The 20,203-nt window shown below is 72.5% G+C and carries 22 protein-coding genes; 13 read left to right on the plus strand and 9 right to left on the minus strand.

From position 1 onward, the window contains the following. Positions 1-131: 131 nt before the first annotated feature. From OIU81_RS16645 to OIU81_RS16655, 3 genes are all read left to right on the plus strand, one after another. Positions 132-338: a hypothetical protein gene (locus tag OIU81_RS16645; RefSeq protein ID WP_329148618.1), complete on the plus strand. Its 207-nt coding sequence runs from the start codon at positions 132-134 to the stop codon at positions 336-338. Then, on the plus strand, positions 325-1,764 hold the full coding sequence (locus OIU81_RS16650) for an amidase (RefSeq protein ID WP_329148620.1): 1,440 nt from the start codon (positions 325-327) through the stop codon (positions 1,762-1,764). Before OIU81_RS16645 ends, OIU81_RS16650 begins: the two co-directional genes overlap by 14 nt. Positions 1,765-1,996: 232 nt before the next feature. Beyond that, positions 1,997-2,569, plus strand: a complete 573-nt coding sequence (locus tag OIU81_RS16655) for a TetR/AcrR family transcriptional regulator (RefSeq protein WP_329148622.1) — start codon at positions 1,997-1,999, stop codon at positions 2,567-2,569. Positions 2,570-3,191: 622 nt separating this feature from the next. On the opposite strand, the gene OIU81_RS16660 is transcribed toward OIU81_RS16655, so the two are convergent. After that, positions 3,192-3,896 carry a TetR/AcrR family transcriptional regulator gene (locus OIU81_RS16660; protein WP_329148624.1) on the minus strand — a complete coding sequence of 235 codons (705 nt, stop codon included), beginning with the start codon at positions 3,894-3,896 and terminating at the stop codon, positions 3,192-3,194. A 243-nt stretch (positions 3,897-4,139) separates the two neighbouring features. Between OIU81_RS16660 and OIU81_RS16665 the strand changes: the two genes are divergently transcribed. Beyond that, on the plus strand, positions 4,140-4,574 hold the full coding sequence (locus tag OIU81_RS16665) for a nuclear transport factor 2 family protein (protein WP_443074146.1): 435 nt from the start codon (positions 4,140-4,142) through the stop codon (positions 4,572-4,574). Then, entirely contained in the window at positions 4,571-5,518 is a 948-nt protein-coding gene (locus tag OIU81_RS16670; RefSeq protein ID WP_329148628.1) for an NAD(P)H-binding protein, read from the plus strand. The genes OIU81_RS16665 and OIU81_RS16670 overlap by 4 nt, the downstream gene beginning before the upstream one ends. 113 nt (positions 5,519-5,631) lie before the next feature. Here OIU81_RS16670 and OIU81_RS16675 read toward each other — a convergent pair whose 3' ends face one another. The 4 genes from OIU81_RS16675 to OIU81_RS16690 form a co-directional block, all read right to left on the minus strand. Next, entirely contained in the window at positions 5,632-6,288 is a 657-nt protein-coding gene (locus OIU81_RS16675) for a chitin-binding protein (RefSeq protein WP_329148630.1), read from the minus strand. A gap of 226 nt (positions 6,289-6,514) precedes the next feature. Then, entirely contained in the window at positions 6,515-8,758 is a 2,244-nt protein-coding gene (locus tag OIU81_RS16680) for a terpene synthase family protein (protein ID WP_329148633.1), read from the minus strand. Between the two features lie 223 nt (positions 8,759-8,981). Next, positions 8,982-9,830, minus strand: a complete 849-nt coding sequence (locus tag OIU81_RS16685; RefSeq protein ID WP_329148635.1) for an ATP-grasp domain-containing protein — start codon at positions 9,828-9,830, stop codon at positions 8,982-8,984. Further along, positions 9,827-10,780, minus strand: a complete 954-nt coding sequence (locus OIU81_RS16690) for an ATP-grasp domain-containing protein (RefSeq protein WP_329148638.1) — start codon at positions 10,778-10,780, stop codon at positions 9,827-9,829. The genes OIU81_RS16685 and OIU81_RS16690 overlap by 4 nt, the downstream gene beginning before the upstream one ends. A 192-nt stretch (positions 10,781-10,972) precedes the next feature. Between OIU81_RS16690 and OIU81_RS16695 the strand changes: the two genes are divergently transcribed. The 4 genes from OIU81_RS16695 (at position 10,973) to OIU81_RS16710 (ending at position 14,707) form a co-directional block, all read left to right on the plus strand. Next, entirely contained in the window at positions 10,973-11,482 is a 510-nt protein-coding gene (locus OIU81_RS16695; protein ID WP_329148641.1) for an Lrp/AsnC family transcriptional regulator, read from the plus strand. 136 nt (positions 11,483-11,618) lie between these two features. After that, positions 11,619-12,428: a dimethylargininase gene (gene ddaH, locus OIU81_RS16700; RefSeq protein WP_329148642.1), complete on the plus strand. Its 810-nt coding sequence runs from the start codon at positions 11,619-11,621 to the stop codon at positions 12,426-12,428. Further along, the gene (gene rocD / locus OIU81_RS16705; RefSeq protein ID WP_329148644.1) at positions 12,428-13,663 is read left to right on the plus strand and encodes an ornithine--oxo-acid transaminase; all 1,236 of its coding nucleotides are present in this window, start codon (positions 12,428-12,430) and stop codon (positions 13,661-13,663) included. The genes ddaH and rocD overlap by 1 nt, the downstream gene beginning before the upstream one ends. Before the next feature lie 306 nt (positions 13,664-13,969). Next, positions 13,970-14,707 (plus strand): class I SAM-dependent methyltransferase, encoded by a 738-nt coding sequence (locus OIU81_RS16710; protein WP_329148645.1) that lies wholly within the window; start codon positions 13,970-13,972, stop codon positions 14,705-14,707. A gap of 214 nt (positions 14,708-14,921) precedes the next feature. Here OIU81_RS16710 and OIU81_RS16715 read toward each other — a convergent pair whose 3' ends face one another. Then, positions 14,922-15,494 carry a TetR/AcrR family transcriptional regulator gene (locus tag OIU81_RS16715; protein ID WP_329148647.1) on the minus strand — a complete coding sequence of 191 codons (573 nt, stop codon included), beginning with the start codon at positions 15,492-15,494 and terminating at the stop codon, positions 14,922-14,924. 94 nt (positions 15,495-15,588) lie between these two features. Between OIU81_RS16715 and OIU81_RS16720 the strand changes: the two genes are divergently transcribed. Then, the gene (locus OIU81_RS16720; protein ID WP_329148649.1) at positions 15,589-16,047 is read left to right on the plus strand and encodes a nuclear transport factor 2 family protein; all 459 of its coding nucleotides are present in this window, start codon (positions 15,589-15,591) and stop codon (positions 16,045-16,047) included. 13 nt (positions 16,048-16,060) lie between these two features. On the opposite strand, the gene OIU81_RS16725 is transcribed toward OIU81_RS16720, so the two are convergent. Both OIU81_RS16725 and OIU81_RS16730 read right to left on the minus strand, forming a co-directional pair. After that, positions 16,061-16,288, minus strand: coding sequence for a DUF397 domain-containing protein (locus OIU81_RS16725; RefSeq protein WP_329148651.1), 228 nt, complete (start codon positions 16,286-16,288; stop codon positions 16,061-16,063). Then, positions 16,281-17,075 (minus strand): helix-turn-helix domain-containing protein, encoded by a 795-nt coding sequence (locus tag OIU81_RS16730; RefSeq protein ID WP_329148653.1) that lies wholly within the window; start codon positions 17,073-17,075, stop codon positions 16,281-16,283. The genes OIU81_RS16725 and OIU81_RS16730 overlap by 8 nt, the downstream gene beginning before the upstream one ends. 153 nt (positions 17,076-17,228) lie before the next feature. On the opposite strand from OIU81_RS16730, the gene OIU81_RS16735 reads away from it, so the two are divergent. Next, a complete protein-coding gene (locus OIU81_RS16735) occupies positions 17,229-17,621 on the plus strand; it encodes a hypothetical protein (RefSeq protein WP_329148655.1) in 393 nt (130 codons plus the stop codon). Here the strand turns inward: OIU81_RS16735 and OIU81_RS16740 are convergent. Next, positions 17,618-18,304, minus strand: a complete 687-nt coding sequence (locus OIU81_RS16740; protein WP_329148657.1) for a hemerythrin domain-containing protein — start codon at positions 18,302-18,304, stop codon at positions 17,618-17,620. The two genes, OIU81_RS16735 and OIU81_RS16740, sit on opposite strands and share 4 nt — an antisense overlap. Before the next feature lie 83 nt (positions 18,305-18,387). On the opposite strand from OIU81_RS16740, the gene OIU81_RS16745 reads away from it, so the two are divergent. Continuing rightward, positions 18,388-18,858, plus strand: coding sequence for a MarR family winged helix-turn-helix transcriptional regulator (locus OIU81_RS16745; RefSeq protein WP_329148659.1), 471 nt, complete (start codon positions 18,388-18,390; stop codon positions 18,856-18,858). An 85-nt stretch (positions 18,859-18,943) separates the two neighbouring features. Beyond that, complete coding sequence (locus OIU81_RS16750; protein ID WP_329148662.1) at positions 18,944-20,167, plus strand: GDSL-type esterase/lipase family protein; 1,224 nt, start codon at positions 18,944-18,946, stop codon at positions 20,165-20,167. The last annotated feature ends 36 nt before the right edge of the window (positions 20,168-20,203 follow it).

Consider the following 20,203-nt stretch of genomic DNA (forward strand, 5'->3'; position numbering starts at 1 on the left):
ACTAAAGCAAAGAGTTAGCTTTTGCGATGACCGACGCTACTACCGCCGCCCCGCTCCCTGCCCTGACACCTCTCCAACTCTCCGATTCTCCAACTCTCCGCCTCTCCGCCTCTCCGACCGAAAGGCTGGGCATGACCGCCGCAGAACTCACCCCGCAGGAAGGCGCCCGCTGGGCGCTCCGCGCCGGACTCCCCCTGATGGACGACCGCCTCGCCGCCGTGACCGCCACGGCGAACCACATCCACTCCGTCCTCGGCGTCCTGCGCGAGCTGGACCTCGGGCAGACGCCGCCCGCTCCCCTCTACCAGGCAGGAGGAACCTCCCGTGCTTCCGTATGAGTTGACGCTGGCCGCCGCGGCCGCCGCCATCCAGGCGGGAGAGCTCTCCCCCGTGGAACTGACCGAGTCGGTGCTCGGCCGGATCGGCGCGGTGGAGGACCGCCTGGGGGCGTATGTCACCCTCGCCGCGGACTCCGCGCGCCGGTCGGCCCTGCGGGCGGAACGGGAGATCGTGGCGGGCCGGCACCGCGGCCCCCTGCACGGCATCCCGTTCGGGCTGAAGGACCTCATCGACGCCAACGGGCTTCCCACGACAGCCAGTTCGCGAGTCGGCGCGCCGCACCCCCCGGCCACGGACAGCGCCGTGGCCGCCCGGCTCTCGGCTGCCGGTGCCGTCCTGGTGGGCAAGACCCACACCCATGAATCCGGCTACGGCCTCACGACACCGCAGACCCGCAACGCACGGGACCACACCCGCGTCGCCGGCGGATCGAGCGGCGGTTCGGCCGTCGCCGTGGCCGCGGGAACCGCCACCTTCGCCCTCGGCACGGACACCGGCGGCTCCATCCGGGTCCCCGCGGCGCTGAACGGCGTGGTGGGCCTCAAGCCCACCTATGGTCTGCTGCCGCTGCGGGGTGTGACCTCGCTGTCGTGGTCGCTGGACCACGTCGGCCCGCTGACCCGCACGGTCGAGGACGCCGCCCTCGTGCTCACCGCCCTGCTCGGCCGCCAGGGCCCACCCGGCGACCCGGGCCCGGCGGACACCACGGGCCCCGCCGTCCGCGCCGGCGCTTCGGCGGCTCGCTCGGCGCACTTCCTGTCCCCCGAAAGCACCGATCTGACGGGGCTGCGCATAGGCATCCCCCGTCAGCACTACTTCGAGCGCGTGGACCCCGGCGTGGAGGCCTCGGTGCGGGCGGCCATCGACCAACTGCGGGCGCAGGGAGCCGAACTCGTGGACATCGACATCCCGATGGTCCGCTACCTCCAGGCGACCCAGTGGGGGCTCATGGTGCCCGAGGCGACCGCCGCCCATGAGCGGACGCTGCGCTCGGTACCGGAGCGCTACGGCGAGGACGTCCGGGTCCTGCTGGAGGCCGGCGCGCTCGTCCCGGCGGGCGACCATCTGCGCGCCCAGCGCTCCCGCGCCCTGATGCGCGAGGCCTGGGCCGAGCTGTTCCAGCAGGTCGATGTGGTCGCCGCCCCCAGCGTGCCGATACCCGCCGTCAGGGCCGGACAGGAGACGGTGCAGTGGCCGGACGGCTCGGTGGAGTCCGTCTCCGACGCCTACGTCAGGCTCTGCGCACCCGCCAACATCACCGGTATCCCCGCGCTGTCCCTGCCCGTCAGCCCGGACGGCACGGGGCTGCCGGCCGGTCTCCAGCTGATGGGCCGGCCCTTCGACGAGGCCACGGTACTGCGGGTGGGCCGCGCCTACGAGGCCGCATCCGGCAGCGTCGGCCGACCGGTTCCGGTGGCCGCCTGATGCGCCCGCACACGCGCCCGGCAGACACGGTCCCGGCGGTGGGTGCCAGGGCCCGCACGCCGGTAGTGGGTAGCCCCGTCCGCGCTTCGGCGGTGGTTACCCCGGTCCGCACCTCGGGGTGGGTGCCGCGGTGCGGACCGGGGAGCCCGAGCTGCGGGTCTCCACCGTCACTCCCTGGCCGCCCCCGCCCCCCTTGAAGCAACTCCTTCGCCTTAAGCCGTAAGGTGGAGCCATGAGCCCCAGGCCGATGTCCCGCCCCGGGGGGCGCAGCGCCCGCGTCCAGGAATCGGTGCACGCAGCCGTGCGTGCCCTCGAGGCCGAACAGGGCCGTGCCGCGCTGACCGTTCCCCTGATCGCCGCCCGCGCCGGCGTCACCCCGTCGACGATCTACCGCCGGTGGGGAGACCTCCAGGAGCTGCTGTCCGACGTGGCCGTCGAGCGCCTCCGCCCGGAGACGGAGCCCACCGATCACGGAGCGCTGCGCACCGATCTGGAGGCCTGGGCCGAGCAGTTCCTGGAGGAGATGGCCTCGCCCCCGGGCCGTGCCTACATCCGTGACGCGCTCGCCGGTGATCCGGACGGCAGCCATGCGGGTCAGTGCTCGGCCTACGCCGCCGAGCAGGTGGGCGTCATCCTCGCCCGCGCGGCCGACCGGGGCGAACAGGCCCCGGACGCCGAAGTGGTCATGGACCACATCGTGGCGCCGATGATGTACCGGCTGGTGTTCCGGCCGGGCCCGCTGGACGCGTCGTACGCCCGCGGCCTGGTGGAGACGACGCTGTCCGGGCTGATGCCGCCCGGCTGACGCGGCTCTCCTGCGAGTGCAGCGGTAGGGCGCGCACCCTACCGGGGCGGGATGCCCTGCCGGGGCCGGATGCACTGCCGGGGCGGGATGCCCTGCCGCGCGGGCCGCCCTGCCGAAGCGGGCCACCGTGGCTGTCCGGCAGACCGGAGCACGACCAACGTCCCTCCGCGGGCCCACCGTTGCTTCAGTCGGCCGTCCGCTCGCAGGCCCAACGGCCCACCGGCCTACCGGCCGCCTTCCGGCGATCCCCTGGCAGGACGGCGGATGCCCGACATCGCCCGGACGGTGGCAGGTGCGGCGGCGACGCGGGGCGGAGCGTTGTTGCCGCCCGCCCGGTTCGTCCTGCTGGACCTCGCGGGCGACGACGAGGACCTGGAACGGGCCGTACGCCGCGGCTGGGAGGCGCGGGCCCCCCACCGTCACCCGGCACGACCACCGCACCGACCTCGACGGGGTGCGGGAGATCCTCGTCCGCCCCGACGGCCATATCGCCTGGGCCACCGACCACGTCGGTATCCGCCCGCCGCACCGAGCGGAACCACGCGCTGACCAGCTGGGCCGGCCACCCCGCCCGGGGATGACCGCAGGGCGGGAGGACCACTTCGGGACGGGGAGGACCGCGTCAGGCCGCCCGCCCTCCACCGAGTGCCCCTCCGCCGAGTACCCGGCTCACGTAAGCGGCCAGCCGGGCCCGCATCCGCGCGGGCGTCAACCCGCCCTGGCCGGCGAGGTACTCGACCAGATCGGCGCGGGTGGCGGCCAGCAGGGCATGCGCCATGAAGTCGCAGTCCTCCGCGCGGCCGGCCACCGCACCCCCGCCCGCACCCTTCTCCGCGCCGTCGCTCTCACCGCCCCCCTCACCGCCCCCCTCAGCGTCCGCCGCACCGTCCACCACATCCGGCAGCCGCTCCAGCGTTTCCCGCAGCACGCCGTGCCACCACGCGTAGGACGCCCCCTCGTACGGGCTGCCGCTGCCGGCCTCCTCCAGGGCGAGGGAGAGATGACGGTGGTCGAGCTTGAAGCGCAGGAGGGCGTCGAGCAGCGCCGGCACCCGGTCACGCGGTGCGGCCGACGGGCCGAGCGGCGCCGGCCCCTCCTCCACGGCATGCCGCAGCGGCTCGATCCGCGCCTCGAACACCGCCCGGATCAGACCGGTGCGATCGCCGAAGCGGCGGAAGAGGGTGCCCTTGCCGACGCCGGCCGCCGCCGCGATGTCGTCCATCGACACGCTCCGGGGGCTGGCGCTGCGGGCGAAGAGCTCATCGGCCGCCGTCAGGACGGCCTCACGGTTGCGGAGCGCGTCCGCGCGCGCCTTGCGTTCGGCCATGACGACCTCCCGACCTCCCCTTTACGAAACGGACCGGCAGTCCGTATAGTTTCGACAACGGCAAGCGGACTGCTGGTCCGCATTGCATTCCCGTCAGTGTAGAGGCGAGGCACCCCCATGAACGACGCCGCCCACCAGGACCACACGACACCCACCGCATCCCGAGCGCCGGCGCCACCCACGGCGGCCCCGCCGGACACCTCCCCGCCGGACACCTCCCCGCCGGATCTCTACCGTCACGGGCTGCGGCTGCTCCTGGACAAGGACATCGACGGCTGGGTGGCCCTGTGCGACGACCATGTCGTCTTCGAGTTCCCCTTCGCCCCGGACGGCTATCCGAAGCGGCTGGACGGCAGGGCGGCGATCGCCGCGTATCTGCGGGACTATCCCGATCACATCGATCTCCACGCCTTCCCCCACGTCGAGATCCACCGGACCGGGCGCCCGGACACCATCGTCGTCGAGATGCGCGCCACCGGCCGGATCGTGGCGACCGGCGCACCGTACGAGATGGACTACGTCGTCGTGATGACGGCCGCCGGCGGGCGCATCACCCGCTACCGCGACTACTGGAACCCGCTGGGCATACCGGCCTCCATGGAGGCAGCGAAGACCCGGCCCTCCCCGGGCGGCGCACAGCACCCCCACCCCACCCCGCACCCTGGCGGAGCCTCATGACCGACCACCCCACCCCGGCCCACCCCACCCCGGCCCACACGACACCAGTCCCCACGACACCGACCCACACAACACCACCCCACACCACCCCGCCCCCGACCGATGTAGCCCGCGAGACCATCCTGGTCACCGGCGCCACCGGCAACACCGGCAGCCGCCTCGTGCCCCGGCTCACCGCACTCGGCCACCCCGTCCGGGCCGCCGCCCGGCGCGCCCCCGAACTAGCCGGCGCCGAGGCCGTGTCCTTCGACTGGCACGATCCCGCCACCCACGACGCCGCCCTGCAGGGCGCCGCCCGGCTCTATCTCGTCCCGCCCGTCGGCGACCCGGACCCGGCCGCGGTCATGCTGCCGTTCCTCGAACGGGCCCGTACGGCCGGTGCGCGCCGCGTCGTGCTCCTCAGCTCCTCCGCCCTCCCCGCCCAAGGCCCGGGGGTGGGCCGGGTACATGCGGCGCTACCGGACTACGTCGACGAGTGGGCGGTCCTGCGGCCCTCCTGGTTCATGCAGAACTTCACCGGCGACCATCCGCACGCGGAGAGCATCCGCACCGATGGCGTCTTGCTGACCGCGACCGGCACCGGCCGCGTCGGCTTCATCGACGCGGACGACATCGCCGCCGTGGCCGCCCACGCCCTCACCGACGAACCGGCCCCCGCCGGCGACCTGATACTCACCGGCCCCCAGGCCCTCGGCTACGACGACATCGCCGCCCTCGTCACCGAGGTCACCGGCAGGCCCGTGCGCCACCGCCCCCTCACCTCCGCACAATTCCAGGAGCGCCTGGCCGCCACCGTGCCCCCGGAGTTCGCCGCCCTGCTGGCCGGGCTGGACCGCGCCATCGCCGACGGCGCCGAAGACCGCGTCACCGACACCGTCGAACGCCTCACGGGCCGCCCTCCACGGAGCTTCCGGGAGTTCCTGGGCCGTACGGCGGGGCGGTAGCCGCACGGCCGGGGACGCCGGCCGCACGGCACCGTGGCGCCATCGGCCCGCGCACCCCTGCCCCGTCACACAGCCGACCGCCCCTGCCCGTGCCCCTATGCCCTCCCGTGCCCTTACGCCTTTCCGTGCCCCTGGACCCGGCCGTGCCCCTGGGCCTGCCCGTGGCCCTGCGCGCTGTTCGTCCCCCGGGTGCCGTCCGGGTCCTCCGGGTTCGCGGGGCTCTCCGGGTTGTCCGACGGGTCGGCGCTGTCGGCGGGGTCGGCGGGGTCGCCGTTGTCAGACGGATCGCCGGCGTCAGAGGGGTCCCCGCTGTCGGACGGGTCCCCGTTGTCGGACGGGTCGTCGTCATCCGTCGGGTCGGCGCGATGTGCGGGGTCCGGGCGGGCGGACGGGTCGGCGGTGTCGGACGGGTTCGGGCGGTCCGAGGGGCCGGGGTCATCGGAGGGCTCCGGTTCGCGGGGGCCGTCCGAGCTCAGCTGGAGGCTGCCGAAGCGGGCGTTGCGCCAGTCGCGGCTGGGCACCACGGTCACCACGGAGCCGGTGCAGTCACGCCCGTTGTACAGGACGAGGTCGGTGGGGGTGTCGTTGTCCACCGTGCCGTAGCCGTCCCCCACTCCGTAGCAGTGGTCGTCACCCGGGTCGAGGATCTCGTGCGGCCGGTTTTCCGGGCGGGTGTGGTACGTGATGATGCCGGTCACGGCCTGGGCGCCATGGGGGCCGAACGCCACGAACGCCCCGGTGAGGGCCAGGGCGCCAAGGAAAGCGGGCATGCGTCGCACAGTCGGAACTCCTCGTCAGCCACGGGCGGCGGTCCGAACGGCCCGGGTCAGGCCCTTACGGGATGTCGCCATGTGGGGTTCCCGACGCCCCATCAGAATATTCACTTCATAAGGGATATTCACCACGCAGCAGGACATGTCGAGAGGCGTCCGGCGGCCGACCGGCGTGGCTCCCCCACCCCCGCCGGCCCGCCGCCCCCACCGACCAGCCCCCGGACTACCCCACCCCCACCCCCACAGCCGCGCGGCTGAGGCGGGCCGCCGATGTGCCCAGCCCGGTAGGTGCGCCCAGCCACCCCGGCGAACCCATCGGGTGGCGCAGTTCGGGCTCGCGGTAGCGGCGGCAGCCCTGGTGCCAGGTGAGGATGCCGGCCATCCAGTTCTCCAGCTCGTGGACGTATCCGTCAAGCGTCGCGCGGGCCGCCGGGGAGAGGTCGAAGTCGTCGCAGACAACGGGGAGTTGGTGGGCGGCGACGTGCCGGAACTCGTTCATGCGCGAGGTCATGAGGTCATGGACGATGTGCAGCGCGGCCGGGTAGTCGCAGCCGAAGAAGGTCTGCACGACCAGGATTCCGTTGTGGACCTCCCCCTCGTACTCGATCTCCTTCTGGTACGAGAAGACGTCGTTCAGCAGGCAGGCGAAGTCGGCGGCGGCGTTCTCCAGTGCGCGCAGGGTGCCGGTGCGGTAGACCTCCGGCGGGACCTGCCGGCCGTGGCCGAGGCGGCTCAGGCTCATGGTGAGCTCCGAGCCGAAGGTCGCCCGGCGCATCTCGATGTAGTCGACGGGGTCGGGGATCCGGTTCTGGACGTGGTTGTCCAGCTCCCAGAGCCAGCTCGCCGTCATCGTGTCGACGGCCTCGCGGAACACCCGGCGCGCCTCGGTGGTCATCGGGCCCGCCGTACGGGACCACAGGTCCGCCAGCCCGCGTTCGAGGGCGTTGACCGGCTCCGGTGCGGGGGCCGAGAGGTCGAGGGGCATGAAGGACGACAGCCGCGCGGTGCACACCTTCGCGGCGGCGAGGTCGCGCGGCCGCCCGAAGACCTGCGGGTAGTAGTCGTCCGCGTAGGTGCCCCAGGCCAGCCAGGCGGAGCCGAGGTCGAGTTGGTCGGGGGTGGCGTCGGGGTGCAGGCCGGCCGCGCACAGCGCCAGATCGTGGCGGATGATCGCGGGCTCGTCCCAGACGTCGGACAGCGGCACACCGGGCTGCGGCCGCAGCATGCCCATCCGGTGCGCCCATGCGACGAGCCGGCCCCGGGCGCCCGCCAGATGCGGGCTGAGGGTGGTGGTGAACGGCATGGGGATCTCGGGGATGCGGGACGGGCCGACCTTGGGGTGCGGCACATGGGTGGTACTGCGCAGGCGGAGCGCGGCGGCCGTGGCCAGGGCGGTCCGCAGGTCCGCCGCCGAGGTGCCCGGTCCGCCGAGGGAGAAGGGCGACCAGGTGGGCGCGGTGCCGGCCGCGGATCCGCCGCCGTTCATGTAGCGGCTGGAGCGCAGGTGCCATTCGTGGCCGCCGGACTGCCAGTCCTGGAGCCCCTTGGCGTACGCCAGCACGTCCGCGCAGGACTTCGCGTCCAGGCCCTGCTCGGCGAAGAGCACGGGGAGTTCGGTGACGACGGTGTTCTCGAACTGCTGCAACCGCGAGGTGATCAGGTCGTTGACGGAGTCCGCGGCCTCCTGGGTGGTGCAGTGCAGGAAGGTCTCCAGCACCAGGACGCCATTGCTCAGCTCGCCCTCCTCCTCCGTCTCCCGCTGGTAGGAGAAGAGGTCGTTGCGCAGATGGACGGCGTCGGCGAACGTGTCCCGCAGCACCCGCAGCGGCCGGGACCCGGCGACGGCGGCGGGGACCTCGGCGCCGGTCGCGTACTCCACCAGGCCCGCCGACCAGGGCGCGCCACCGACCTTGCGGCGCATCTCGATGTACTCGACGGGGTTGGGCACCCGGTGGATGCCGATGTTGGACAGTTCCCAGAGCGATTCGTTGAGCAGATGCTCGGTGCTCTCGGCGAACCGCCGCCGCCAGTCCATGGACATGTGCGGCACGGTGCGCGCCCACAGGTCGGCGAGTCCCGCCTCGACGGGGTTGGCCGGCTCGGGAACGGGCGTGGACAGGTCCATCGGCATGAACGCCGGCAGCCGGTCGAGGTACTCCTTGCCGCCCGCCCGGTCCAGCGACCGCTTGAACTTCTCCAGGAAGTGGTCGTCGAAGAAGAAGACCCAGACGTACCAGTCGGTGACCAGCGAGAGCGCGTCCGCGTCGCAGTCCGGGTGGGTGTAGGCACACAGCAGGGCGTAGTCGTGGGCGTCGAGGTCCCGCTGCTCCCAGATGCCGGAGCCCTCCAGCATTCCCATCCGGCGCGCCCACGTCCGGGAGTGCGTACGGGCCGCCGCCAGATGCGGGTTCAGCCGCGCCGGGTGGGGCGTGTAGAAGGGGGGCAATTCGAATGGCTGCTGCGACACCGTTGCTGGCCTCTTTCCTTCGGCTTTCCTTCGGTTTCCCTGCGCATTCCCTGCGAGTTCTCTGCGAGTTCCCTGCGAGTTCCCTGCGCACGGAAGGAAGGCGCGCCGGGTCCGCGCCCCCCTTGACGGGGGCAGCGCTACCCCGGCGATCGGCGGCTTAGGCCTTATGGAGGAGGAGCTTCCGCCTCCACGCCGCTTCGGTTCGATGCGCTCCGAACCGGGCTTATTTGCCGCTGACTTCTGGCAGTTTTCTTTCGCCCGTGGTGGTCGTGGGGCCGGTCGCCGCGGTGCGCAGGGCGAGTCCGGCGAGCGCCTCCGGGGCGCCGGACTGGCCGCGGATGCCGGGGAAGGCGTTGATGTCCACGAGCAGCGGGGCGCCGCCGCCGGCGTCCAGGACGTCCACGCCGTAGACGTCCAGGCCGAAGACCTCGCCGGCCCGCAGCGCGGCGGCCCGCCAGCTCGCGGGCAGTTCGCCGGCCGGCAGCGACCGGGTCGGTCCGCGGCCGCCCGGGGCCAGCTCCGAGCGGCGCAGCCCGGCGAAGAGCCGGCCGTCGACCACCCACAGCTTGTGGTCCCAGCCGCTGTTCGCGGTGAACTCCTGGACCACCACCGGCTCCTCGGCCCAGTCCACGGCCAGCTCCCGCAGCCGTGCGGCGCCGTCGGCGCGGGCCACCAGGTCGTGGCGCCGGCTGAACCGGCTCTTGAGCACCAGCGGGGTGGCCGGCTCCCCGGCCGCCGCGAGCCGGCCGACCGTGGTCACCGCGGTGGTGGCGGCGAACGGCAGCCCGGCCGCGCGGGCCACCTCGGCCATCGCGACGCGGTCCTGGCAGCGGGCGGTCGCCGCCGCGGAGTTGAGCACCGGGGCGCCGTGCTCCTCCAGGAAGGCGGCGAGCGCCAGCGCCCGCGGCGTGCGCGCCTTGAGCAGATAGACATCGGCGAGCGGGAAGAGGCCGGGGCCCGCGGTGGCGGTGCCCGGGTCCAGGGGGACGACGTGGTGCTCCGGCGGCAGCAGCGCGGTGACCGCGGCCAGCAGCGGATGGCCGGGGTCGGCGGTGAGCAGACCGACCCTCACCGGCCGCCGCCGATGGGTGCGGCGGGCCGGACGGGGCGCGGGACGGTCGGCACGGTGCGCGGGGGCTGCGCGGCGGCCCCCACAGGCTGCCCCGCCGCCCGTCCGGCGCCGGGCCCGCCCGCCCCGCGCCGGGCGAGTTCCAGCACCGCGGCGGACACCCGGGCGACCGCGTCCGGCACCTGACGGAAGCTGGGAAAGTCATTGATGTCGACGACCACCGGGCCGTCGGGCCCGAGCAGGATGTCGACGCCGTAGAGGTCGAGGCCGAAGACCTCACCGATCCGGGCCGCGATCCGGGCGACCTCGGCGGTCAGCGGTACCTGGCGTTCGCGGACGGCGTGCGCGGGGTGCAGGGGCGAGCACCGTTCGGTGGCGTACAGCTCACCGGCGACGCTGTAGACCTTCAGGTCCGTACCGGAGTTGGGGACGTAGGGCTGGGCGATGAGCAGCCCGCCGCCGCTTTCGTCCGGGGCGGCCGCACCGGCCGCCGCGGGCTCCCGCAGCCGTTCCGGCGTCGCCACCAGCCGGACGGCGCGCCCGGAGCTGCCGTCCGCGGGCTTGACCACGAGCGGGAACTCCGCCGCGGGTATCTCCGCGAACTCCTCGGGCCGGGCCGCCGCATACGTCACGGGGACCGGCAGCCCCGTATCGCGGGCGATCACCGCGGCCAGCGCCTTGTCGCGCACCCCCCGGATCGCCCGGACGTCGTTCACCGTCGTCAGCCCGGCGGACGCCGCCGCCTCCAGCAGGGTCAGGCCCGGGCCGCCGGAGACGGTCTTGAGGACCCAGGCGTCGTGGCTGCCCGCACGTATCGCCTCGGACAGGGAGATCAGCGAACGGCCGGGCCACAGCACGTCCACCTGGTGGCCCCAGGCGCCGAGTTGGCGGATCACGTCCAGCGGCATGCCGTCGTGGCGGTACTGCTCCTCCACCAGGAAGCAGAGTCTCATCGGGGCACCCTCGTCATCGCCGCACGTCCGTCCACCGTCCGTCCGGCAGATCCATGACGCACCAGGATCCCATGCGGGGCCCGGGCGGCGCCGTGCACCCACGTACCCGGCGGCCGGTATCGCTACCGTGAGGCCACCGCCACCGGGCGGACCGGGCAGGACGCAGCGGGACCGGATGCAACGGGAGATCCAGTGACCCACAAGGCCGCACCCTTCGACGACCTCGACCGCAAGATCATTGCGGCGCTGATCGACAACGGCCGGGCGAGTTTCGCGGAGATCGGCGGCGCGATCGGGCTGTCGGCCACCGCGGTGAAGCGGCGGGTGGACCGGCTGCGCGAGAACGAGGTGATCACGGGGTTCAGCGCCACCGTCCGGCCCTCCGCGCTGGGCTGGCTGACCGAGGCGTACGTCGAGGTGTACTGCGACAGCGCCGCCCCGCCCCGCCGTCTCGCGGAGGTCGTCCGCAACCATCCGGAGATCGCCGCGGCGATGACCGTCACCGGGGGCGCCGACGCACTGCTGCATGTGCGGGCGAACGATGTCGAGCACTTCGAGGAGGTGCTCGAACGCATCCGGGCCGAACCCTTCATCCGCAAGACGGTCAGCTACATGGTGCTGTCCCACCTGCTGCCGGACAGCCCGGAGGCGGGTGCCCGGGGCCCCTTCGATCAGGGTGACGCAGATATCGTGCAGAAATAGCCATTGATACGCAGCATTCCTGCGACAGTGCGCAGCATTTGCCGCTTGTTGCCGGAATCCCCGGCTCCGTACCGTGGAAACACCCCAGGTGACAACCCTTTACGGTCTGTCAGGGCAGGAGCGGAGGGATGTTTCTGTGTCGACGAGTCGTGTTGCGCGCCCGCGGCGCTTTCTGGTCTGCGAGCCCCGGCATTTCGATGTGCGGTACGCCATCAACCCCTGGATGCGCACGGACGCGCCGGTCGACACCGTGCTGGCGGCCCGGCAGTGGGAGGCGCTGACAGGCGCCTACCGCGCGCACGGGCACACGGTGGAGGCCGTGGTGCCGGTGCCCGGACTGCCCGACATGGTGTTCGCGGCGAATTCGGCCCTCGTCATGGCCGGGCGGGTCTTCGGCTCGCTCTTCCACGCTCCGCAGCGGCGGCCGGAGTCCACCGCGTACGAGACGTGGTTCAAGGCCGCCGGCTTCGACGTCTACCGTCCGGAGTCGGTGTGCGAGGGCGAGGGCGATCTGGTCCCGGCGGGCCCCTATGTGCTGGCCGGCACCGGATTTCGCACCACGCGCGCCGCCCATCAGGAGGTACAGGAGTTCTTCGGGGTGCCGACCATCAGCCTCCAGCTGGTGGACCCGCACTTCTACCACCTCGACACCGCGCTCTTCGTGCTCGACGAGGAGAACATCGCGTACTACCCCGAGGCCTTCTCGCCCGGCTGCCGCGAAGTGCTCGCTCGGCTCTTCCCCCGTGCGGTGCTCGCCACCCGGGACGATGCCATGGCCTTCGGGCTCAACTCCGTCTCCGACGGCCGCCATGTGTTCATCGCCCCGCAGGCGACCGGCCTCATCGGCCGGCTCACCGACCGGGGCTACGTCCCCGTCCCCGTCGACCTGTCCGAGTTCCACAAGGCCGGCGGTGGCATCAAGTGCTGCACCCAGGAGATCCGCTGATGACCGCTCCCACCCGTACCGCCGCGGTGCTCGCTCCCCGTTCGTCCGCGGAGCTGATCCAGGCCGAGGGCCCGGTTCTGGCGCACAACTACCACCCGCTGCCCGTGGTGGTCGCGCGCGCCGAGGGCGTCTGGGTCGAGGACGTCGAGGGGCGCCGCTACCTCGACATGCTGGCCGGCTACTCGGCGCTGAACTTCGGCCACCGGCACCCGGCCCTGATCGATGCCGCGCACCGCCAGCTGGATCAACTGACCCTGACCTCCCGCGCGTTCCACAACGACCGGCTCGCCGGCTTCGCCGAGGGCCTCGCCGGGCTGACCGGCCTGGACATGGTGCTGCCGATGAACACCGGCGCCGAGGCGGTGGAGAGCGGCATCAAGGTCGCCCGCAAGTGGGCGTACGACGTCAAGGGCGTCCCGGCGGACCGGGCCACGATCGTGGTGGCCGGCGGCAACTTCCACGGCCGCACGACCACCATCGTGGGCTTCTCCGACGACGAGGAGGCCCGCGCCGGCTTCGGCCCCTTCGCGCCCGGCTTCCGCACCGTCCCCTACAACGACCTGGCCGCGCTGGAGGCGGCCGTGGACGAGACCACGGCCGCGGTGCTGATCGAGCCGATCCAGGGCGAGGCCGGCGTCCTCATCCCCGACGACGGCTACCTCACCGGCGTGCGCGAACTGACCCGCCGGGCCGGCTGTCTGCTCATCGCCGACGAGATCCAGTCCGGCCTGGGCCGCACGGGCAAGACCCTGGCCGTCGAGCACGAGTCCGTCGTCCCCGATGTGCTCCTGCTGGGCAAGGCCCTCGGCGGCGGCATCGTCCCGGTCTCCGCGGTCGTCGCCCGCCGCGAGGTGCTCGGTGTGCTCGGCCCCGGCCAGCACGGCTCGACCTTCGGCGGCAACCCCCTGGCGGCCGCGGTCGGTTCGGCCGTGATCGAGCTGCTGGCCACCGGCGAGTTCCAGCGCCGCGCCGCCGAACTCGGCGAACGGCTGCGGACCGGCCTGGCCGCGCTGACCGGCAAGGGCGTCACCGGTTTCCGCGCCCGTGGTCTGTGGGCGGGCGTGGACATCGACCCCGCGCTCGGCACCGGCCGGGAGATCAGCGAACGCCTGATGAAGGAGGGCATCCTGGTCAAGGACACCCACGGCTCGACGATCCGGCTGGCCCCGCCGCTGACCATCACCGCCGAGGAACTGGACGCGGCGCTCGGCTCACTGGCCCGGGTCCTGATCTGACCCGCTCACCCTCCCCGTCCCGTCTCCGCGCCCCGTCTCCCCGTCCCGTCTCCGCGCCGCCGGGCAGGCCCGCACCAGGGCCTGCCCGGCGGTTCGCTGAGAAACCCGCCCCGGCGCCCCCGGAAACACCCCCGGGACGGCCTTCGGCGGACGTCCGGACGCGCCGCCACCCCACCCGTGGCCCCGGCCCCCACCCTGCCATCGCCGCGCCCCTCACGCCCCGCGTCACAGCCTCCCCGCACACCGCCTGACCTGGGCTTCCGCACCGTCCAGACCTACGATCGGGGCACCGGGAAAGGGGATCTGATGGACCGGCACATCCGCACCCTCGACGACGTACTCACGCTCCTGGACGGCCTGTTCGCACCGGAGGCCGACCGCTGGACCGCCGACGGAGCCTCCTGGTGGGACGGCTTCTACGCGGACCGCTCGAAGCCGGTGCCGTTCTTCGTGGCGAAACCCGACGAGAATCTCGTCTCCTGCCTCGACCGCGGGCTGCTCACCCCGGGGCGCGCCCTCGACCTGGGCTGCGGTCCGGGCCGCAACGCGCTCCACCTCGCCGCCGCCGGCTTCGAGGTGGACGCGGTCGACCTCTCCCCGGCCGCCCTTGCCTGGGCCCGGGACCGGGCCGCGGAGACCTCGTCACCGGTCCGCTTCCTCTGCGGTGACGCCTTCGCCCTCGCCGGCACCGCACTCCGCGGCCCGTACGACCTGATCTACGACTCCGGCTGCTTCCACCATCTGCCACCGCACCGCCGCCTGAGCTACCTCGCCCTGCTCGACCGGTCCCTGGCCCCCGGCGGCCATCTCGCCCTCACCTGCTTCGCCGCCGGCGCGATGGGCTCCGAGCTCGACGACCGTGACTTCTACCGCCACTCCGGCCTCCAGGGCGGCCTCGCCTACACCCCGGACTCCCTGCGCGCCATCTTCGCCGGCCTGACGGAACGCGAACTGCGCCGCATGCACGACGAGCCCCCGGACTCCCCGTACTTCGGCGAGCCCTTCCTGTGGACGGCCCTCTTCCGGCGCGACGACCGGCCGTAGCCGCCTGCCGCCGCGACCGCGGTATCCGGTCAGCGGCCCGCGGCTTCCTTGCCGCGCAGCTCCGTCCAGGCCCGGGCGCCGAGGTCGGGACGGAGCAGCACATCGGCGGCGGTGCAGGCCAGCGCCTCGGCGGAGGCCGGCATCGCCTTCCGGCCACGGGGCCGCCGGCCGCTTCGGCGAAGCGGCGTTGGGCGTGAGGAAGCCGGTGCCCAACTCACCGGCCCGACGCGCCTCCCGCGAGAAGAGCCGCGGCGGCGCTACGGGCCTGCCGGGCGGCGGAGGGCTCCCCCGTGATCGCGGCCGTGGTGATCGCCCCGTCCACCAGCAGCGCCAACTGACCGCCCAGGGCGTCCGGTTCACCGGCCCCGGCGCCCCGGGTGAGGTCGGTCAGATACGCGCGCAGCGCCCGCTTGTGCTCGCGGGCGACCCGGGCGACCCCGTCCGAGGTGGCCCCCAGCTCGCCGAACGAATTGATGAAGGCACAGCCGCGGAAGTCGGTGCCGGAGAACCAGTCGTGCAGCCAGTCGAAGACCGCGAGCGGACGGGCATCGGGGGTGCCGGCGCGCTCGGTGACGTACCCGGCGAGGGCGGTGCGCCACCGGGCGTCACGGCGGCGCAGATACGCCTCGACGAGGTCGTGCTTGGCGGGAAAGCACCCGTAGAGGCGCTTGAGCGACACCCCGGCGGTGGTGCGGAGTTCATCCATGCCGACGGACTGGATACCGCGGTCGTAGAACAGCGTCTCCGCGGCGTCGAGTATCCGCGCACGGGCTTCGTCGTGGTCCATGGCCCTTCCGGCACTTTCCAGGAGAACGGTCGTTCTCTACACTAGCCGAACGAGGGAGAACGATCGTTCTCCAGACCGTGAGAGGGAGCCCGCCATGCCGCCACGCCCACCGTTCCCCCCGTTCGACGAGGCAAGCGCGCTGCAGAAGGTGCAAGCCGCCGAGGACGCCTGGAACACCCGCGCCCCCGAGCGGGTCGCCCTGGCGTACACCGAGGACTCGGTCTGGCGGAACCGGGACACCTTCCTCACCGGCCGCGAGGAGATCGTCGCCTTCCTGCGCCAGAAGTGGGCCCGCGAGCTGGACTACGCGCTGCGCAAGGAGTTGTGGTCCTTCCACGGCAACCGGATCGCGGTGCGCTTCCAGTACGAGTGCCACGACGCGGCCGGCCAGTGGTGGCGCTGCTACGGCAACGAGCTGTGGGAGTTCGACGAGGACGGCCTCATGCGCCGCCGGGAGGCCGGCATCCACGACGTACCGATCACGGAGCCGGAACGGCGGATCTTCGGCCCCCGCCCCGCCTCGGAACAGGGCCGGCCACTTCCGTTCCGGTGAGCGCCCCGCAGGGTCACCCGGAGCGGGGGAGCTCCCCGTCCTTGACGGCGGTGACGAACGACGACCATGCAGATATCTCAAAGACCAGCGCAGGACCGTGCGGGACCTTCGAGTCACGGACGGGGACGCCGGAGCGGTGGTTGTCCAGGACCTCCAGGCAGCTGGCACCTTCGTTGTCGCTGTAGGACGACTTGCGCCAGCCTCGCAGCGTGGCGGAGTTCGGAATCGCGAGTTCAGTCATGGTGTCCGTATTCCTTCGCTGTCGCCCTCATCAGGGCCAGGGACTCCTTCAGCGGCAGAGCGTCGCTCAGTGCGAGATCGTAGGCGCCCTGCAGCCGTTGGACCACGGCCGGCGAGTCATGAACCTTGCTGACGGACACCCCCTCCGAATAGGCCGCCGGAGGCTGATCCTCGAACCACATCAGCGTCACCATCCCCGCCATCAGCGGATGCGCCCCCAGACCAAGGGGCAATACATGCACCCGCACTCGCTCCTCTTCCACCAAGCGGACGATGTGCATGATCTGTTGAGCCATGGCGTCCTTGCCGCCCACCGGCCGACGGAGGACCGCCTCATCCAGCAGGGCCCACACCACGGGCGTCACCGGAGCAGTGAGGATCTTCGATCGCTCAAGCCGTGTGACAACGAACCCGTCACACTCCTCCTCACTCCACGGAGGGTAGGCCGTACGCATCACCGCACGCGCGTACCTATCCGTCTGGAAGATGCCGGGAACGAGGGAGGACGCGAATTCACGGATCACCGTGGCTTGTTGCTCAAGTTTCAGCGCCGCCGCGAAGCGTTCGGCAATCGTCGTGTCGTCCGGGGGAAGAAAGCTACTCAGCACGTTTCCGGTGTTCAGAGCCTTGTCCAGCCGCTGCGCATCCTCTCTGGAAGGAATCCGCCGTCCCGCCTCGATGTGGGCGATGTGGGAGCGGGTCATCATCGCCGCGACCGCCAGTTGCTGTTGTGTCATGCCGGCCAACTCGCGTTGTTCGCGGAGCCAGTCCCCGTAGGCGCTGCCCATTTCGTCAACTCCCCTGTGACGAATGTGTTGTCACGCTCTGTGCACTGGCGAGGCTAGCGTCGTGACCCAACGCTAGGGGGGTGTACGGAAAAAGACTCCCGCGACCGGTGACCGGCCCCGGGGTCTCGCCACCACCCCTTGGAGGTTGACGACTTGAGGAACACGACCGGCCGCTACGACCCCGACAACCCCCAGCGGCCGGGGTCCGGGCTGCGGCTGCTGCCGTGGGCGTCGCTCGCAGGGAACCCGTGCTTTCTGCGGAGCGACGACGCCGGCGGCGGCTTTCTCGCCCGGAAGGCCGACCTGATGGAGGCGGAGCAGATGCGCGAGGGGGCCGCCGTACTCCTCGACGCCGAGGAGGTGTTGGAGGATCCGGCGGCGGGTCCGCTCACCCTCCGGGTCACGCTGCTGCGGACCGCGATGGCGCTCGGCGACGTCCTGCGCATCGCCGACAGCCGGGGCGGGCGGCTGCCCGTACCGGAGCCGGACCGTCACGAGCAGCACGACCACCACGACCGCCGGGGCGAGCACGACCACCACGACTAGGAACGCTGCAGCGCCCACACCTCCGGCGCGCCGAGGTCGTCGTAGAGCCGGTCGCGCTGGTCGGGGCCGAGGGTCGTGGAGAGCGCGGCGAGGGTGGCGCCGGCCTGCTCCCGCGCGCTGTCGACGACCTCGCGCACGATCGCCGCACGGGGCGCGGGCGGCAGAGCGGGCAGCATGCGCCGAAGGTCGGTGAGCGCCTCCTCAGGAGTTTGCGAGGAATGGAAGGCGTCGAATACGGCGCTCAGCTCCTGCTCGCTCGCGGACTGCCACAGCGCCGGCATCGCGACCGTCTCCTCCAGGTGCAGATGCGCGAGATAGGCGCTGATCACTTCGCTCAGCGCCAGGTACAGCGCGTGCTGGGCGTCCGGCAGGGCGTCGGCAGCGGTGCCGGGCAGGGCACGCGCCCGTTCGTCCAGCGCGGTGAAGGTGGCGTCGAGACGGCCGTGCTCGGCCTCCAGTGCGTCGGCCGCCTCCGGCGCCCGCTCCCGGAGGAGCTGATGGATGAAGGTGTCTTCGTGGTCGGCGTGCTCGCGCAGTTCCTGCGTCATGGCGAGGCAGCGGTGCGCCTGCTCGGCGACGGCGCCCCCCTGGGACAGGTCCGCGGCGCCGAGTTCGACGGCAAGCGTGAACAGTCGGGCACGCTGCCCCATGTGTACGTTCCGGTAGAGATCGGTCCTGGGCATGGTCTGTCCTTCAGGTCGCCATTCCGATAGGATGACAACATATTGCTCTACTAGCAATATGTTGTCAAGAGAGGTGGCGTGCAATGCCGACCAAGCTGTCGAACGAGGTGCCGGACGAGACCGCCCTGCTGATCGCCGATGTCTTCGAGGCGGCCGGGGCCCTGCGGCGACTGGGCGAGCGGACCGCCGGCGCGGAGGGGCTCACCCAGGCCCGGTGGCAGCTGATGAGCGTGGTGTCCGAGGACTCGCTCACCGTTCCGCAGGCCGCGCGCCGCCTGGGCGTCAGCCGCCAGAACATCCAGCGGGTCGCCAACGACCTCGTGGCGTTCGAGCTCGCCGCCTACGCGTCCAACCCGGATCACCGCGGCTCGCCCCTGCTGGCCCTGACGCCACGCGGCGCGGAGGCGCTCGCCCGGGTGACCGACCGGGCGACGACGCTGCACCGCACGCTCTTCGCGGACCTGCCGGACGACGAGATCTCCGCCACCAGGGCCTCGCTGCGCCGGCTGCTGACCGCGCTCGACCGCCATGAAGGGGCGTCGGGCAAACGGTAGGCGCCGGCGGCGAGTTGTCGGTTCCCGACCAGGTCGCAGACGAAAATAATGTGTGCATCGGGCAACCGGTTGACAGGCTGAGGGTATGACTCGCGAGCACGCTCCCGTTCCCGGCTCCTCCGGCGCGCCCCTGGCGCCGGGCTGCAGCACCACGCCCCTCACCGCGGATCTGCTGCGCGGCGCGCTCGATCTGGAGCGGACCGCGCACGGCCTGCTGCCGCACCGGCTGCCGGCCCGGGCCCGCGCGCAGTGCGACGACGGGCAGCTGGCCACGGCGGAGGCCCAGGCCTCGGGCGTACGGCTGGTGTTCCGGACCCGGGCCACCGCCGTCGAACTGGACACGCTCCGCACCAAGGTGGCCTACCGGGGCGCACCCCCGCGTCCGGAGGGCGTCTACGACCTGCTCGTGGACGGCCGCCTGGCCGGCCAGGGCGGTGTGACCGGCGGAAACGTCAGGATGGTGGACTTGACCACCGGGTCCGTGGATGTCCTGCCCGGACCGGTCGGCACTGTCCGGTTCAGCGGTCTGCCCGAGCGGGTGAAGGACGTCGAGATCTGGCTGCCGCACAACGAGGTGACCGAGCTGGTCGCCCTGCGCACCGACGCCCCCGTCGAGGCCGTGCCGCAGGGGGGCCGCAAGGTGTGGATGCATCACGGGAGTTCGATCAGCCACGGGTCGAACGCCGCGAGTCCCACCACGACCTGGCCGGCGCTGGCCGCCTCCCTCGGCAAGGTGGAACTGATCAACCTCGGCCTGGGCGGGAGTGCCCTGCTCGACGCGTTCACCGCCCGCGCCCTGCGGGACACCCCGGCGGACCTGATCAGCATCAAGATCGGCATCAACCTGGTCAATGCCGATCTGATGCGTCTGCGCGCCTTCACCCCGGCCGTGCACGGGTTCCTCGACACCATCCGCGAGGGACACCCGGACACGCCGCTGCTGGTCGTCTCCCCCCTCCACTGCCCCCTCCACGAGGACACCCCCGGCCCCAGCCTCCCGGACCTGAGCAATCTCGGCGCCGGGGAACTGCAGTTCCGGGCCGCGGGGGATCCCGCGGAGCGGGCCGCCGGGAAGCTGACACTGGGCGTCATCCGTGCGGAGCTGGCCCGGATCGTGAGACAGCGGGCGGCCGAGGACCCCCACCTGTCCTACCTCGACGGGCGCGACCTCTACGGCGAGGCGGACTTCGCCGAGCTGCCGTTGCCCGATCAGCTCCATCCGGACGCGGCCACCCACCGCCGCATCGGCGCACGCTTCGCCGAGCTGGCCTTCGACGCCGGGGGGCCGTTCGCGGGCCCGGCTGCCTGAGACGCCTCCGTGGTGGGCGGCGCGCCGGCCCTGTGG

The sequence above is a fragment of the Streptomyces sp. NBC_01454 genome, assembly GCF_036227565.1.
Lineage (GTDB): Bacteria > Actinomycetota > Actinomycetes > Streptomycetales > Streptomycetaceae > Streptomyces.